The organism is Kushneria sp. EE4, from assembly GCF_977968315.1.
The window spans coordinates 3368671-3383766 of sequence record NZ_OZ386212.1; the positions used below are offsets into that span (position 1 = coordinate 3368671).

Sequence of the window (15096 nt, forward strand, 5' to 3'; positions counted from 1 at the left end):
GCCGCGTACGACATGGTGGCATGTCGCGGCCCGCACGGGTCGCGCGGATAGAAACACGTTCGGCGAGCCGGTGCCCGTCACCGATCTGGCTGTCGCGGCCCGCACGGGTCGCGTGGATAGAAACTCTTTAAAGGTATCGCTCTTCACAACCAGTTAATGTCGCGGCCCGCATGGGTGCTCAAGCGCACAGGCGCCCGGTCGATAACCTTTCAAACCTGTCTGGTTCGCCGCACTGAAGCGGATGCCTTTCAGTGATGCGATAAGGTCACCGTCGTGGCCGTGGCGAACAACTCAAACAACTGCAGGCAGGTGCCAGGAACAATGGAATCCACCATGCAGGAAGAGGCCACTGAGCTGGATCGGGCGCTGGAAGGCGAGGGGTGGTTCGGGCGTGTCACCCTGCCGGCCGAGCAGATGAGTGCGTTTGCCGCCAGCACCCGGGCGGCGCGTCAGCGTGCCCTGTCGGTCTCCGTGATCATCGGCCTCGTGTTTTATGTTGCCTTTGCCCCCGGGGACTGGTTCGCCGTGCCCGACCGGATACGGCTGGCCCTGACCCTTCGCCTTGGCGTCGTACTGCCACTGGGCCTTGCGGTGCTCTACTGGCTGCACCGCGCGCGTGGCCCGCTGATCGTTCAGCAGTGCGTGACCTGTGGCTTTCATCTTCTTGCGGTGGCGATGCTGGCGGTGTTGATGGTGCTTTCCAGCTCCGTCAACGCGCTGGGGTTCGTGTTTGCCAACTACGCCGTGTTGATGGCGATGGTCATCAGCATGGCGCTGCCCCTGCGTCTGGTGATGATACTGGCTGTCATTGTGGTGTTGATTCAGTCGGCAGCGATCGCCCATGGCCCGCTCAGACTGCCGGTGCTTGAAATTCACAATCTGATGATCGCCATTGTCATCATCGGCCCGGCGCTGTTTGCCCACCGGACGCTTGAAAACGAGCGCCGTCGCCACTTTCTGCTCATCACCCGTGAGGAGCGTCGCAAGCGCCAGCTCGCCGAACAGCGCGATATGCTTGGTCGTCTGGCCGCGCTTGATCCCTTGACCGAGCTTGCCAATCGACGCGGCTTTCACGCAGGCCTTGCCAGTGATCTCGAACGAATGGCGCCAGGAGCGCCGGTGGCCATGGCCATGATCGATATCGACAGCTTCAAGGCCTATAACGACCACTACGGCCACGCCGCCGGCGACCGGGCGCTGCGGCGCGTGGCACAGGCGCTGGCCGCGGCCGCCGAGCCGCACGGGCGTGCCGGTCGTATCGGGGGAGAGGAGTTTGCCATCTTCGTGACCGGCATGACCGGCGCAGCGCTTGCACCCTATGCCGAGCGCCTGCGGGCCAGCGTTCAGGGTCTGTCCATGATGCATCATCACAGCACGACGGCCGGTGTGGTCACCGTCAGCATCGGGGTGGCGCTGGGGTACGCTGAAACGTGCGATACCACCCGGCTGTTTGAAGCCGCCGATGCCGCGCTCTATCGCGCCAAAAGCGCCGGGCGCAACCAGGTGATGATCGATGATCTGACCCGTGGCGATGCCGGCGTCAGCCGGGCCGGGTGAGGGGTTTGATGCGCCATGATGAATATTATGGTTGTGCCTGACAGTTCCGGCGCCCTGCGCCAGGCTTGGAGGACTCGTTTTCATTGACGAATGGCTCAGGAGCTTACATGGCACAGGGAAAAGTGCGCTACGCCGTCCTCGGCGGCGGAGAAATTTCACAGGGTGCGTTCATGCCGGGCATCGCGGCCAGCGACAACTCGGAGATGACGGCGCTGGTCACCGGCGATCCGAAAAAGGCCGAGGTGCTGAGCAAGCGCTATAACCTCAAGGTCTACGGCTACGACGACTACGAAACGCTTTTACATTCCGGCGAGATCGATGCCGTCTATGTCGCCACGCCCAACTTTCGCCATCGCCAGGACACCGTGCCGGCGCTGGAAGCCGGCATTCATGTGCTGCTGGAAAAGCCGATGGCGACCAGCGTCGAGGACTGTGAGGCGATGATCGAGGCCGCCGAGCGCGGCAACGCCAAACTGATGGTCGCCTACCGGCTGCACCACGAGCCGGGCACACTCGAGATGATTCGGCACATGCGTGAGGGTACCATCGGCGCGCCGCGGTCGTTCTCCTCGCAGCTCACCCAGGATCTCAACTCGAAAAACCACCGCGCCCTGCACGGCTACTGGGCAGGTCCCGTGCCCGACATGGGCGCCTATCCGATCAACGCGGTACGCCATCTGTTCGGCGCCGAGCCGGTCGAGGTCAGCGCCATGAGCGACAACACGCCGGGGCGCGACTATACCTGTGACGACAGCGTGAGCGTCAGCCTGCGCTTTGCCGAGGGTCGACTGGCCCAGTTTTTTGTCAGCTACGCCACCAGCGGCCACAACCACCTGTCGGTCATCGGCGAGCGCGGCGCGCTGTTCTCGCGCCCCAGCTACATGTTCGGCCCGACGGTGTCGATCGATTATGACCTGAGCGTTGATGGCGAGACCACGGCCCATTCGCCCGGCCCGGTGGAGCAGTTCGGCGGTCAGACCGACTACTTCTCCCACTGCATTCTCAACGATATCGACCCCGAAGCCGACGGCACGGAAGGCCTGCGCGATGTGCGCATCATGGCAGCCATCGAGCGCGCGCTGGAAAGTGGCCAGCCGCAATCGCTTGAGCCGCTCGAGTATCGTGAGCGCATACAGTCGGATCAGGTGCGTCGCCTGACACCGGTCGAGCCGCCGGAAGTGATCAGCGTCGAGACCATCAGCGGCGACTGAGTCATCCCGGTAACGTGTGTGATCGCAAAAGGGCCGCCCGACAGGGGCGGCCCTTTTTTATGCCGGTCTTTTACGGCGATGTTGCACGGTTGGAAGGCCGGCGCGGTCAGGAAAGCGTCAGCATGGTTTTCATGCCCGGATGGCTGTCATGCCAGAGCAGCGCCTGGCGCCAGTCAGCAAGCCGGAAATGCTGCACCGGCGCCATGTTGACGTCGCGCAGCAGGGCCCAGAGCGTTTCAAAGCCTGCCTGCCACTCGGTGTGCTCCAGCCCCCTGATGTGATCGCGCAGATGAAAGCGGCGCACGCGCGCACTCATGCGCTGCGGGCTGATGGGCACACCGGAGAGCAGCCCGTAGGTGACGAACACGCCGTCAGCGGGCATGTGGGTCAGCAATCGGTCGGCCAGCCGCCCGCCGGTGGCGTCAAAAATGCGTCCGGCGCGCCCGGCGGCGGCATCAATGGCGTCGTGATCGTCCTGATCCAGCACGTGTACGCCCATCTCGGTCAGCGCCTCGCGGTGATGGGCGCTGCGACAGATACCGGTCACCGAGCGCGCCCCGCAGCACAGCGCCCACTGCGCCAGCAGCCGCGCGCAGTTGGAGCCGGCCGCAGTCAGCAGCACATCGCATCCATCGACCGGCCAGCGCTGCAGCATTGTCATGGCCGTCATCGGGTTGATCCAGGCCCGCGCCGCCACGTGATCGGGAATATCGTCGGGTACGGCAATGGCCAGGCGCGGGTCGCAGTCCAGCGTCTGCTGCCAGGTACCGGGGCCGCGCAGCGGCAGCACTCGCCGCCCCTCGAGAGCCCGCCATGGACCCTGTGCCCTGGTCACCACACCGACCCCTTCATGGCCGGCCACCAGCGGCGGCGCGATGCGATGACGGTAGATGCCGGCAATCGGAATCAGATCCGAAGGGTTGATGGGCGAGCAGGTCATGCGCACGCGCATCTGATCATCCTCCAGCGGACCATCGGGCCGAGGCTCCAGATGCAACACTTCCAGCGGTGAGCCAAAGCGGTGATAGCGCAGCGCGGGGCTGGGCATATCGATCGGCAGCTCGGCGTAAGCGGTGGCAGCAGGCATGGCGGATAACCTCCCTTTGATATTGTTGTCGTTAAAACAGAGCGATTTGCTGATGAGGTGGCGCAAATCGCGTGGTATCGAGTCGCTCCTCCTCACGGCGGCGATTGAGCCCGAACCGGCGGATGGCCAGTCGAAAGCGCTGGGCGAGCAGATCGGCGAAGGGGCCTTCACCGCGCAGGCGATGGCCGAAGCGGCTGTCGTAGTCACGCCCGCCGCGGGTCTGGCGGATCAGGCTCATGACGTGCTCGGCCCGATCGGGAAAGTGCTCGCAAAGCCACTGCTCGAACAGGGGGCGCACCTCATGAGGCAGGCGCAAAAGTGTATAGCCGGCGCTGGTGGCGCCGGCGTCACGGCCGGCCTGCAGCAGTTTTTCCAGTTCCCGGTCGTTGATCATGGGAATCATCGGGGCGGTGATGATGCCGACCGGCACGCCCGCCTCGCGCAGGGTGCGAATAACCTTCAGCCGCGCCTTTGGTGAGGCGGCGCGTGGCTCCATGACCCGCTTGAGATCACTGTCCAGCGTGGTGAAGCTGATAAACACCCGCACCAGCCGCTCGCGGGCCAGCGCCTCGAGCAGATCGAGATCGCGCAGGATCAGCGCACTGCGGGTGGTGATGGTCAGCGGATGGCGATGGCGCAGCAGCACTTCAAGGAGCTGGCGGCTCAACTGGTGCTGGCGCTCGATGGGCTGATAAGGATCGGTATTGGCGCCCAGTGCCAGGGGTTCGCAGACGTAGCCGGGGTGCGCCAGCTCCTCGGCCAGCAGTGCCGGCAGATTGGTGCGCGCAATCAGGTGCGTTTCGAAATCAAGGCCCGGGGAGAGATCCCAGTACGCATGCGAGGGGCGGGCAAAGCAGTAGATGCAGCCGTGCTCGCAGCCCCGGTAGGGGTTGAGCGAGCTTGAAAAGGGCATGTCCGGTGACTGGTTGCGCGAGATCGCCGTGCGGCTGTGTTCCGGGCGCACCTCGGTGGCGTGGCTGGCAGGTGTATCCGCCTGCCACCAGCCGTCATCGACCGCCTCGATGCGGATGCGATCGAAGCGGTGATGCAGATTGCCGCTGGCGCCGCGGCCGGTAATGGGTCCACTCGACATGCCCGGGTCCTCCCTGAGTACTGTTTAAATATACAGTTATTACAGGGAGAACCCAAGCCGTCATTGGCAGCGGTACAAAAGGTTACGCCAGTGCCTTCAGGTCCTTGAGCAGAGCGTCAAGGCGTGCCTCGGTGAAGCTCGAAAACGAGATCAGGGCGCGCAGCGGCAGGTAACGACCCATGGCGTCCATCAGATCATTATCGCCGCCCTTGTCCATCAGGCTATTGAGCATGGGCAGCTCCTCGGCGAGGTCGGCAAGATGCTCGCGCAGTACCCGAGCAGCGCTCTCATGCGTTTGCAGATCACCCAGCAGAGTGTTGCGATCGATCGCCGCCAGCGGCGTCTCGTCACCGTGCACCTCGGTGGACCGGCTCAGGCGAATATCCCGCGAGGAGGCGCCAACGCGAACTTCGAAGCTGCCGGTGGGCAGGCGCCAGTCGGCGCGTTCGGCGTCGTACCAGCAGAAGTCCCGACGCGCGAGTGTCATCTCGACCCGGGCCGTTTCGCCCGGCGCGAGCGTTACGCGGTCGAAGCCGCGCAGCGCCTGCGCCGCCACCGGTACGGTCTGCGTTTGATCGCTCAAATAGAGCTGCACGATCTCGCTGGCCTCGCGTTCGCCGCTGTTGGTGACATCGAGACTCACCGTAAGCTGCTCATCGCCGCTAAAGGTGTCGGCGGAAAGCGTCAGGTTGGCGTAGTCAAAGCGGCTGTAGCTCAGCCCGTGGCCGAAGGGGAAAAGGGGCGCGACGTCCTGGGTATCGTGGTAGCGATAGCCCACGAAGATGCCCTCGCCGTAGCGCACCACATCGCCTTCGCCGGGGAAGCTGAGATGGACCGGGTTGTCCTCAAGGCGCTGCGGGAAGGTTTCGGCCAGCTTGCCGCTGGGTGAGACCTCGCCATAGAGCAGATCGGCTACCGCGGCGCCTACCGCCTGGCCGCCCAGATAGCCTTCCAGGATGGCGCTGACCCGGCCGGCCCAGGGCATCACGATCGGCGCGCCGTTGGCCAGCACCACCACGGTGTTGGGCTGGGCGGCGGTGACCGCCTCGATCAGGGCGAGCTGATTGGCCGGCAGATTCAGATGGGTGCGGTCATAGCCTTCCGACTCGTGACGGTCGGGCAGCCCCAGACACAGCACGGCAACGTCTGCATCGCGCGCGCGCTGGACGGCTTCCTGTTCGAGCTGCTGATCGGGGGCGTCGCGGTCGATCTCGAAGCCTTTGGTATAGTCAAAGCTCGCGCCGCGGGTCTCGAGCGCTTCCAGCAATGGCTCGACGCGGGTGGCGTTGACGTGTGAGCTGCCGCCACCCTGATAGCGCGGGCGCTCGGCAAATTCACCGATCACGGCCACGCGGCGCTCGTTGGCCAGCGGCAGGGTGCCATCGTTTTGCAGCAGCACCATGCTCTCACGGGCAATGCGACGGGCCAGCTGGTGGTGGTCCTCGGCGTCGAACGAGGCGTTTTCAAGGCGGGCATCGGCGGCCTTGAAGGTGACACGCAGCAGCCGCTCGACGGCAAGATCCAGCACCGCCTCTTCCAGCTGGCCGTTCTGCACGGCGGCCACAATCTGCGCGTCGCGTTCACCGCCGGAGGCCGGCATCTCGAGTTCCATGCCGGCGGCAAGCCCCGGCACACGCTCGTTGACCGCCGCCCAGTCGGAGACCACATAGCCCTCGAAACCCCACTCGTCGCGCAGGATATCGGTCAAAAGCCGGCGGTGTTCGCTGCAGTACTCGCCGTTGAGCCGGTTGTAGGCACACATCACCGTCCAGGGCTGCGCCGTTTTCACGGCGTACTCGAAACTGGCCAGGTAGATCTCGCGCAGGGTGCGCTCATCGATTCGCGCATCCACCGACATGCGGCGATGCTCCTGATTGTTGGCGGCAAAGTGCTTGAGCGAGCTGCCCACGCCGCGCGATTGAGTGCCCCGAATATGAGCGGCCGCCAGGTGCGAGGAGAGCAGCGGATCTTCCGAGAAGTACTCGAAGTTGCGCCCGCACAGCGGCGAGCGCTTGATGTTGGCGCCCGGTCCCAGCACGACGTGCAGCCCTTCGGCCTGGGCTTCATCCCCCAGCGCGGCACCGAGCTGCTCGAGAAGCTCAACATTCCAGGAGCTGGCAAGGCCGGCGGCCGTAGGGAAGCAGGTGGCCGGCTTGCTCTCGTTCACCCCAAGGTGGTCCTGATCCTCACCCTGAGCACGCAGCCCGTGGGGTCCGTCGGAGAGGTTGATTGCGGGAATGTCCAGGCGCTCGACGGCCTTCGTACGCCAGAAGCTATCGCCCGAGCACAGGCCGGCCTTCTCCTCCAGCGTCATCTGTTCGATCAGGCTTTTCAGGTTGCGCATGATATTGCTTCCTCGTCGGTCGGATGATTGGGAGATGTGGATGCGCTACGCCGCCGTGGGCTTGGCCGTGCGGATCTCGGCCATGCGGCGATCCCCCAGCGGGTAGATCAGCATCAGTGCCGCCACGCCCAGCGCACCAAGGGCCGGCAGAACGCTCATCATGGATTTGATCAGCACCAGCACGGTCTCGCTCTGCTCGGTATTGGGGGTATAGCCGTAGGTCGTGAACAGCACGCCGGTCAGCAATCCGCCGATGCTCATGCCGAACTTCTGACTGAAGGTGACGGCGCTGGTGGTGGTGCCGGTCGCGCGGTGTCCGCTTTTGTATTCCACGTAGTCGGCGATATCGCCCACGATGGCCCACATGGTAGGGGCAATGATGCCGTTGATGAACTTGGCGGCCATGAAGGCGCCAAAATAGAACGTCTGGCCCATGTCGGCGGCCATGAAAAAGCTGGCAAGCGCCAGGGCGTAGGCCAGATTGGCGCCGATCATGACGCGGCGCTTGCAAAAACGCCGCATGATCAACTGGTTGACGATCACCCCTACCACCATGCTGGCATAGCCCATGGCCAGAAACAGTGACACCGAGGCACTCTCGCCGACGTAGTACTTGAAAAAGTAGATGGCCGCCGAGTCCGGCATCAGCGTCAGGGTAAAGACCAGAATACTGGTGGCGAACATGATCCAGAACGGTCGGGCGCGGCCAATGTGGGCAAAACTTTTCAACGGATTACTGGCGCTGTCGCCCTCCACGTAGCGCTCGCGCACGCCGCGAAAGGTCATCAGAAAGACGATGAAGGTGATCACGCCATACAACGTATAGGTCAGCGCAAAGCCGCGCTGCTCGTCACCGTCGCCCAGCCATTCCACCAGTGGCAGCGTGGCGTAGCTGATCAGCACAAAGGCGATGTAGGAGAGCAGCATGCGGTAGTTGGTCAGCTGGCGGCGCTCATCGTTGTCGGTGGTCATCGACACCGGCAGCGCCGAGTAGGGGATGTTGACCAGCGTATAGAGCCCCATCAGCGCGATGTAGGTCGCAAAGGCGTAGATGACGCGTCCGGTCTCGCTCAACGCCGGTGTGGTAAAGGTCAGTGCCAGCATTGCCCCCAGCGGCAGCGAGAAAAAGAGCAGATAGGGACGCAGGCGACCAAAGCGGGTACGGGTGCGATCGGCCAGCAGGCCCACGGCCGGGTCGGTGACCGCGTCCCACAACCGGGTGACCAGAAACAGCGTGCCCACCAGTGCCGGGCTGATACCGAACACATCGGTATAGAAATACATCAGATACAGCGACAGCGAGGCCCAGGTGAAGGCACTGGCAAAGTCGCCCAGTCCGTAGCTCAGCTTCTCCTTCACTCCCAGCATTGGCATGCCCTCATTGTCATCCCGCGTTTATGAAACCGGTTTCATGATGATCTGTCGAGGGCCATCTCACTATGCGACCTTGGGTTAAACTGATGGCGGGCGATCATACGGGCAGGCAGAGGCTCTGCTTGTCGTCACCCGCCGCATCTGGTCAAGTGAGCTCATAACCACAAGGATGTCGTCATGCCTACCATTCGTGAGGTCGCCGCCCGCGCCGGCGTGTCTCCTGCCACGGTGTCGCGCGTCATGAAAGGCGAGGTGCGGGTCAACGTCGAGACGCGCACGCGCGTCGAGGCCGCCATCAGCGCCATGGGGTACGCCCCCAACGCCTTTGCCCGTTCGCTCGCCTCCAACCGGCTGGGCGGCGTAGGGCTTGTGATCTCGCATCTGGCCGGGCCCTTCATGGGCCGGGTGATGGCCACACTGGAAGCGGCGCTGCGCCGCGCCAATGTCTCTTTGCTGGTCGCCTCCGGCGGCGGCGAGGCCGGTCGCGAGCAGGAGGCGGTGGACTTTCTGCTGGGGCGGCGCTGCGACGGGCTGATCGTGCACGCCGATGCGCTCTCCAATGAGACGCTTGCCGCGCTTGCGACACATACGCCGCTGGTGGTGTTCAACCGGCTGGTGCCGGAGATCGCCGAACACTGTATCCATCTGGACAACGAGTGCGGCGGCTACCTGGCCACGCGCCATCTGCTGGACCGGGGCCATCGACACATTGCCTGTCTGACCGGGCCGCTGCGCCAGCAGGACGCCGCCGGCAGACTGGCCGGCTATCGACGGGCACTGCGGGAGCAGGGGATCGAGGCAGATGATCACGCCATCATCGAGGGTGATTTCACCGAGCGCAGCGGCGAGCAGGGCATGGCCACCCTGCTGGCCCGTGAAATGGTGGTCACGGCTGTGGTGGCCGGCAACGATGACATGGCACTGGGCGCCATGGCGGTGCTGAGGGCGCAAGGGATCTCGATGCCGCAGACCATTTCATTGATCGGCTATGACGATGAGGCCTGCGCGCGTCATGTGGTACCGGCTCTGACGACCGTTCATGCGCCGCTGGAAGAGATGGCACAAAACGCCGCCGAGCGGCTTTTGAGGCTGATCGATGGCGCCACGCCGGCACCCTCGTCCCCCTTTGTGCCGACGCTGATCGAGCGGGAAACGGTGGCTGCCCCGCCAGCCTGACTATTCCTGCTGTGAGGCCCGGGTCGGCTCAGCACCGGCGGCGCCTGCGCTGACCGCCGCCCGCTTGCGCCAGCGCAGATTGATGATCGCGATACCGCCGACCACCAGTGCCCCGCCGGCCAGCTTGCTCAGGGCCATGCTCTCGCCGAGTATCACCACGCCCAGCGCCACGGCAAAGACCGGCGTGAGCAGCGACCAGGGGACCAGCCGCGCCACCGAATGCTTGCGCAGCAGCGTATACCAGACGCCATACGCCAGAATCGACGACATCACTGCGCTGTAAATGACCGCGCCCCAGCCCCGCCAGCCGGCCGTGATCATCGCCTGCCACTGCGACTGCTCGAACAAAAGCGACCCGATCCCCACCAGCGGCACGGCAAACAGCGACAGCCAGCCGGCCATGGTCAACGGCGCGATCGTGGGCGCCACCTTCACGATCAGATTGGTAATCGCCCAGCCCAGCGCACTCAGAATCAAAAGGGTCAGCGCCAGCGGCCCCGGCAGGGTCGGCCCGCCGGCCAGCACGGCCACGCCTGACAGCGACACTAAAAGCCCGACCGTGCGATTGAGCGTCAAACGCTCCTTGAGAAAGATCGCCGCCAGGATCGTGGCAAAGGGGGTGCCCAGCTGCACCAGCAGCGCGCCGGTACCCACCTCGGTGTAGTTGAGTCCGATAAACAGAAAACCAAAGTGCATCAACCCAAAGGTACCCGCCAGTGCCACAAGCCAGGGCAGCTGTACGCGGGTAATGCGGGTAAAGGGTACGATCAGGGCGGCCACCAGCATAAAGCGCAGCGTGGTGATCAAAAGTGGCGGCATCTCATCAAGGCCCAGCTTGATCATGATCGTGTTGAAGGCCCAGACCAGAATGACGCCCAGTACCAGGGCGGTGTCGCGAAGAGGCACGGTGTCTCCCATGTATGGTGGAAGAGGGCGGAGCCCGAGCACCGGCCGTCACTGCTGACGACCGGTACGCCCGGAGGCAGGAATCGCGATATGGTAACAGTTCATGAGTGGAGTAGACGGACAGCAGCGGCTGTGCCTGTATATTGAGTGCATTCAATAACGGCTGCGGCTGCATTCAGGGTTCACGGCCGTTATTGGCATGAAAGCCGACGTCATGAGTCCTTTTTCGGGCAGTGCCGGGGAGAAACGAGTGGCGCCTGCTCGCCATGACACAGGCGCCCGGGTACACCTTTCTAACCAGCATCTGCGATGACAGGACGTCCATCATCCGGCCTGAAAAGACTGCCGACGACAAACAGCGCCAGGCTGGCGCCGAGACCGGCGTAGATCGGGGTGTTGGCCAGCAGACCGTCCCGTATCATGAAGCCAGCAACGCCCAGAGTGCCGGCGATCATGGCGGCAATGGCGCCGGTGTTGGAGGCGCGCTTCCAGAACAGGGCGCCGAGGATGGGAACCAGCATGCCGCCGACCAGCAGGTTGTAGGCCAAAGTCAGCGCGCCCACGACGTTGTCGACCATCAGCGAGATCACGATGACGGCCGCGCCCATGGCCAGCGTGCACAGGCGATAGCCGCCGATGCCTTCACCCGGCGGCCGTCGCCGCAGGGCCGGCAGCAGATCGCGTGTCATCAGCGTCGAGGCGGCCAGCATGCCGGCGCTGGCCGTCGACATCATGGCGGCCATGGCGGCGGCCACGATTAGGCCGCGAAGGCCGTCCGGCAACGCCAGCTGGGCAATGGCAGCAAAAGCGTTGTTGGCATTGTCCAGGTTGGGCAGCAGCACGCTGCCCGCCACGCCGACCAGCGCCCCGATGACGCCATAGACGATGCAGTAGAGTCCGGCACTGGCGCCGGCCAGACGCGCCACTTTCGTCGAGCGGGCGGTAAAGACCCGCTGCCAGACGTCCTGACCGATCAGGATGCCCAGAAAATAGATCACGAAGTAGGTAACGATGGTGTCCCAGCCGATGGCGGTCAGAGAGAAATGCCCCGGGTCGGCGCGGCTGACCAGGGCCTCCCAGCCACCGGCATAGTGCACGGTGACAGGCAGCATCAGACCCACCATTCCCAGGGTCATGATCACGAACTGGACAATATCGGTCAGCGTCAGCGACCACATGCCGCCGATGGTGGAGTAGACGACCACCACGGCCCCGCCGATCAGCACGCTGGCCCAGACGGGCAGATCAAACAGCACGGTCATCAGGGTGCCGATGGCAATCAGTGAGGTAACCGCCAGCATCAGGTCGTAGGCCAGCATGACGGCCGAGCTGACCGTTTTGGCCGCCGGCGTGTAGCGCCGCTCCAGCAGCTGGGTGATGGTATAAAGCTTCAGGCGTGACAGCGGGGTGGCCAGCGCCAGACTCAATACGATCAGACCGGTACCCAGTGCCGCACACAGCCACAGCCCCGACAGGCCGTAGGTATAGCCCAGCTGGACGGTGCCCACGGTCGATGCCCCGCCCAGGACCACGGCCGAAAGCGTGCCCAGGTAAAGCCCCGGGCCCAGTCGGCGCCCGGCTACCAGATAGTCATCGCTGCTGCGGGCGCGACGCATGCCCCACGCCCCCAGGGCGAGCATGACTAGCGCATACACGGCAATCACGATCAGATCGAACCACATGAGTCTTGTCCTGCCGCCCCGTGGACGGTCTGCTTGTTGTTGTCGAGTCGGTGAACGGCGCAGGATTCAGCGGTAGGCCACACCAGGCAATACGCAGAGCATTTCAAACATCAGGTTGGCCGCGACCACGGCGGTCTGGCCATGTGGGTCATAGGGGGGCGATACCTCGACCAGGTCACAGCCGACAATATCCAGCCCCTTGAGCCCGCGGATGATCTCCAGCGCCTGAGGAATGGTCAGGCCACCGATCTCGACGGTGCCGGTGCCGGGCGCATAGGCCGGGTCCAGGCTGTCGATGTCAAAGGTGACATAGACCGGCCCGCCGCCTACCTTCTCTCGAATTTCGGCCATCAGCGGTGTCAGCGACTGGTGCCAGCACTCCTCGGCCGGCACGACCCGAAAGCCCTGCTCACGGCCCCAGTCGAACTCCTCGGCGCTGTAACCGGTGCCGCGCAGACCGATCTGAGCCACGCGCTGGCAGTCCAGCAGGCCTTCCTCGACGGCGCGGCGAAAGGGCGTGCCGTGGGCGATCTCCTCGCCGAACATCTGGTCATTGATGTCGGCATGGGCATCCACATGAACCAGCCCCACCGGGCCGTGCCTTTTGGCCATGGCGCGCAGGATGGGCAGGGCAATCGTGTGATCGCCGCCCAGCGTCAGCGGCTTGACGTCATGGGTCAGCAACTCGTCGTACCAGCGCTCGATGATGGCAACACTTTTTTTGAGATCGAACGTGTTGATCGGTACATCTCCGATATCAGCAATCTGCAGGCTCTCGAAAGGCGCGGCACGGGTGGCCATGTTGAAGGGACGCAGCATGCGTGATTCGTCACGGATCTGACGCGGCCCGAAACGGGTGCCGGGGCGATTGGAAGTGCCGATGTCCATGGGTATCCCGACAAAAGCGGCGTCCAGGCCCTGCGCGCTTTTCTGGGTCGGCAGGCGCATCATGGTGGCCGGGCCACCAAAGCGAGGCATGTCATTACCCCCCAGCGGCTGATTGAAACGTGTCTTGGGCATGGTGATTTCCTGGTCAATGGATCTCGGTGTCGTGAAACATTGCACGAACCGTGCCACTCCAGAACAAGCTTTTAAAACAAGGAGGTATGAAAATTGGTGATTCAATTCTGAATCACTTTGATACAGCGTCTGATTCAGTGTTGTATGGTGATTCGAACCTGAATTATCCAGGAGCCAACATGTCTGCCGATCCTTTTTGCAGCACTGTTTCATCCGATGCCGCCATCGATCATGCCGTACTGGCGGTCCTGCTGGAGTCCTCTCATGACCACCTGATTATTGCTGACAGTCAGGGCACTATTCTGCAGGCAAGCCCCGGGGCCTGCGCGGTTTACGGTCTATCGATGAGTGCGCTTTGCAGTACCAGTGTTCATGTGCTGGAGGATCAGGGCGTGTTTTCACCCTCGGTCACGGCCAGGGTGCTTGCCAGCGGCGAACCCGCGCAGGTCATGCAGAGCACTCCCACCGGCAGGCGGGTGCTCGCCGAGGCGCAGCCGGTCCATGTAGATGGTCGGCTGGTACGAGTGGTCAGCCGCTCCAGGGATCTCACCGATCTGAAAACGCTGCAGGAGGAGTACGCCCAGCTTTCAAAGCGTCTCAATGAGCAGCTTCGACAGCATGAAGTGGAGGCCCTGCGGGAAGCGCTGGCGCAGGAGGAGATCGACATTCATAGTCGGGTCATGCGCGATGTGGCAGCGCTTCTCGAACGTGTTGCCGATACCAGCGCCACGGTCATGCTGCTGGGAGAGTCGGGCGTCGGCAAGACTGCTCTGGCTCGACAGGTTCATCGCTGGAGTACGCGTGCCAGCGGCCCCTTTATCGATATCAATTGCAGCGCCATCCCCGAAAACCTTTTCGAATCGGAAGTTTTTGGTCATGTTGCCGGGGCCTTTAGCGGCGCCTCCCGCAATGGCAAGCCGGGGCTTTTGGAGCAGGCTGAAGGGGGCACGCTCTTTCTGGATGAGGTCGCCGAGCTGCCGCTGGGCGTACAGGCAAAGCTGCTCAAGGTGCTGCAGGACGGCATGGTTATGCGGCTGGGCGATACGGTGCCCCGAAAACTGGATTTCCGTCTGATCGTAGCCACCAACCAGAATCTGGCGCAGCGCGTGGCCGATGGCACCTTTCGACTGGATCTCTACTATCGACTCAACGTCATACCGATCCATATTCCGCCCCTGCGTGAACGTCGCGAGGATATACCCGCACTGGTCGAGCGACAGATGCAGCGTCTCAATGCGCGATATGGCCTGCACAAGGTGGTAGATGAACGCCTGTGGGGAGAGCTCATGAATCATGATTGGCCGGGCAACGTCCGCGAGCTGGAAAACGTGCTGGAGCGTGCCTGGCTGACCAGCGATATTGAGCACAAGGGCAGTGAAGGATACCGGCTGGAGGTTATGCGAGCTCAGTCCGAGATACCGCCCCGGGTACATTCCGAAGAGCAGGAGATGACTGATCTGGCGACGGCGCTGTCACGTGCCGAGTATGATCTGATCGTACGCGCTGCACGGGTATCGGACTCGACCTATGCTCTTGCCCGACGGCTGGGCATCAGTCAGCCCGGTGCGGTGCGCAAACTGAAAAAGCATGGTTTACGGCTGGGAAATCTTTAAGCTTGGCAGCCCATGGATTCTAGGAGGAAACAG

Annotated in this window: 11 protein-coding genes and 1 CRISPR repeat array (1 of these 12 only partly in view); of the genes, 4 read left to right on the forward strand and 7 right to left on the reverse strand. The window is 63.4% G+C overall.

The features are described from left to right. Positions 1–124: a CRISPR direct-repeat array (repeat unit 33 nt; unit sequence GTCGCGGCCCGCACGGGTCGCGCGGATAGAAAC) (it extends 1654 nt beyond the left edge of the window). A 197-nt stretch (positions 125–321) separates the two neighbouring features. Together ACXMYO_RS15175 and ACXMYO_RS15180 are read left to right on the forward strand one after the other, a co-directional pair. Then, positions 322–1557 carry a diguanylate cyclase domain-containing protein gene (locus ACXMYO_RS15175; protein ID WP_457809334.1) on the forward strand — a complete coding sequence of 412 codons (1236 nt, stop codon included), beginning with the start codon at positions 322–324 and terminating at the stop codon, positions 1555–1557. A gap of 107 nt (positions 1558–1664) precedes the next feature. Continuing rightward, positions 1665–2768: a Gfo/Idh/MocA family protein gene (locus tag ACXMYO_RS15180; RefSeq protein ID WP_457809335.1), complete on the forward strand. Its 1104-nt coding sequence runs from the start codon at positions 1665–1667 to the stop codon at positions 2766–2768. Positions 2769–2874: 106 nt separating this feature from the next. On the opposite strand, the gene ACXMYO_RS15185 is transcribed toward ACXMYO_RS15180, so the two are convergent. The 4 genes from ACXMYO_RS15185 to ACXMYO_RS15200 form a co-directional block, all read right to left on the reverse strand. Further along, positions 2875–3855, reverse strand: a complete 981-nt coding sequence (locus tag ACXMYO_RS15185) for a zinc-dependent alcohol dehydrogenase family protein (RefSeq protein ID WP_457809336.1) — start codon at positions 3853–3855, stop codon at positions 2875–2877. A gap of 31 nt (positions 3856–3886) precedes the next feature. Then, positions 3887–4948, reverse strand: coding sequence for a PA0069 family radical SAM protein (locus ACXMYO_RS15190; protein WP_457809337.1), 1062 nt, complete (start codon positions 4946–4948; stop codon positions 3887–3889). An 82-nt stretch (positions 4949–5030) separates the two neighbouring features. Beyond that, positions 5031–7292, reverse strand: a complete 2262-nt coding sequence (locus ACXMYO_RS15195) for a glycoside hydrolase family 3 C-terminal domain-containing protein (RefSeq protein ID WP_457809338.1) — start codon at positions 7290–7292, stop codon at positions 5031–5033. A gap of 45 nt (positions 7293–7337) precedes the next feature. Beyond that, positions 7338–8666: an MFS transporter gene (locus ACXMYO_RS15200; protein WP_457809339.1), complete on the reverse strand. Its 1329-nt coding sequence runs from the start codon at positions 8664–8666 to the stop codon at positions 7338–7340. Positions 8667–8843: 177 nt separating this feature from the next. Between ACXMYO_RS15200 and ACXMYO_RS15205 the strand changes: the two genes are divergently transcribed. Next, entirely contained in the window at positions 8844–9842 is a 999-nt protein-coding gene (locus ACXMYO_RS15205; RefSeq protein WP_457809340.1) for a LacI family DNA-binding transcriptional regulator, read from the forward strand. Here the strand turns inward: ACXMYO_RS15205 and ACXMYO_RS15210 are convergent, their stop codons facing one another. From ACXMYO_RS15210 to speB, 3 genes are all read right to left on the reverse strand, one after another. Beyond that, positions 9843–10748: a DMT family transporter gene (locus ACXMYO_RS15210; RefSeq protein WP_457809341.1), complete on the reverse strand. Its 906-nt coding sequence runs from the start codon at positions 10746–10748 to the stop codon at positions 9843–9845. 293 nt (positions 10749–11041) lie between these two features. Beyond that, positions 11042–12430: a sodium:solute symporter gene (locus tag ACXMYO_RS15215; RefSeq protein ID WP_457809342.1), complete on the reverse strand. Its 1389-nt coding sequence runs from the start codon at positions 12428–12430 to the stop codon at positions 11042–11044. A gap of 66 nt (positions 12431–12496) precedes the next feature. Beyond that, complete coding sequence (gene speB, locus ACXMYO_RS15220; RefSeq protein WP_457809343.1) at positions 12497–13450, reverse strand: agmatinase; 954 nt, start codon at positions 13448–13450, stop codon at positions 12497–12499. Between the two features lie 179 nt (positions 13451–13629). Here speB and ACXMYO_RS15225 point away from each other — a divergent pair, with 179 nt between their 5' ends. Beyond that, positions 13630–15063 (forward strand): sigma-54 interaction domain-containing protein, encoded by a 1434-nt coding sequence (locus ACXMYO_RS15225; RefSeq protein ID WP_457809344.1) that lies wholly within the window; start codon positions 13630–13632, stop codon positions 15061–15063. Positions 15064–15096: the final 33 nt, after the last annotated feature.

Coding starts and splice junctions, on each gene's coding strand:
- ACXMYO_RS15175 (WP_457809334.1), top strand. CDS start 322: ATGGAATCCACCATGCAGGAAGAGGCCACTGAGCTGGATCGGGCGCTG.
- ACXMYO_RS15180 (WP_457809335.1), top strand. CDS start 1,665: ATGGCACAGGGAAAAGTGCGCTACGCCGTCCTCGGCGGCGGAGAAATT.
- ACXMYO_RS15185 (WP_457809336.1), bottom strand. CDS start 3,855: ATGCCTGCTGCCACCGCTTACGCCGAGCTGCCGATCGATATGCCCAGC.
- ACXMYO_RS15190 (WP_457809337.1), bottom strand. CDS start 4,948: ATGTCGAGTGGACCCATTACCGGCCGCGGCGCCAGCGGCAATCTGCAT.
- ACXMYO_RS15195 (WP_457809338.1), bottom strand. CDS start 7,292: ATGCGCAACCTGAAAAGCCTGATCGAACAGATGACGCTGGAGGAGAAG.
- ACXMYO_RS15200 (WP_457809339.1), bottom strand. CDS start 8,666: ATGCCAATGCTGGGAGTGAAGGAGAAGCTGAGCTACGGACTGGGCGAC.
- ACXMYO_RS15205 (WP_457809340.1), top strand. CDS start 8,844: ATGCCTACCATTCGTGAGGTCGCCGCCCGCGCCGGCGTGTCTCCTGCC.
- ACXMYO_RS15215 (WP_457809342.1), bottom strand. CDS start 12,430: ATGTGGTTCGATCTGATCGTGATTGCCGTGTATGCGCTAGTCATGCTC.
- speB (WP_457809343.1), bottom strand. CDS start 13,450: ATGCCCAAGACACGTTTCAATCAGCCGCTGGGGGGTAATGACATGCCT.
- ACXMYO_RS15225 (WP_457809344.1), top strand. CDS start 13,630: ATGTCTGCCGATCCTTTTTGCAGCACTGTTTCATCCGATGCCGCCATC.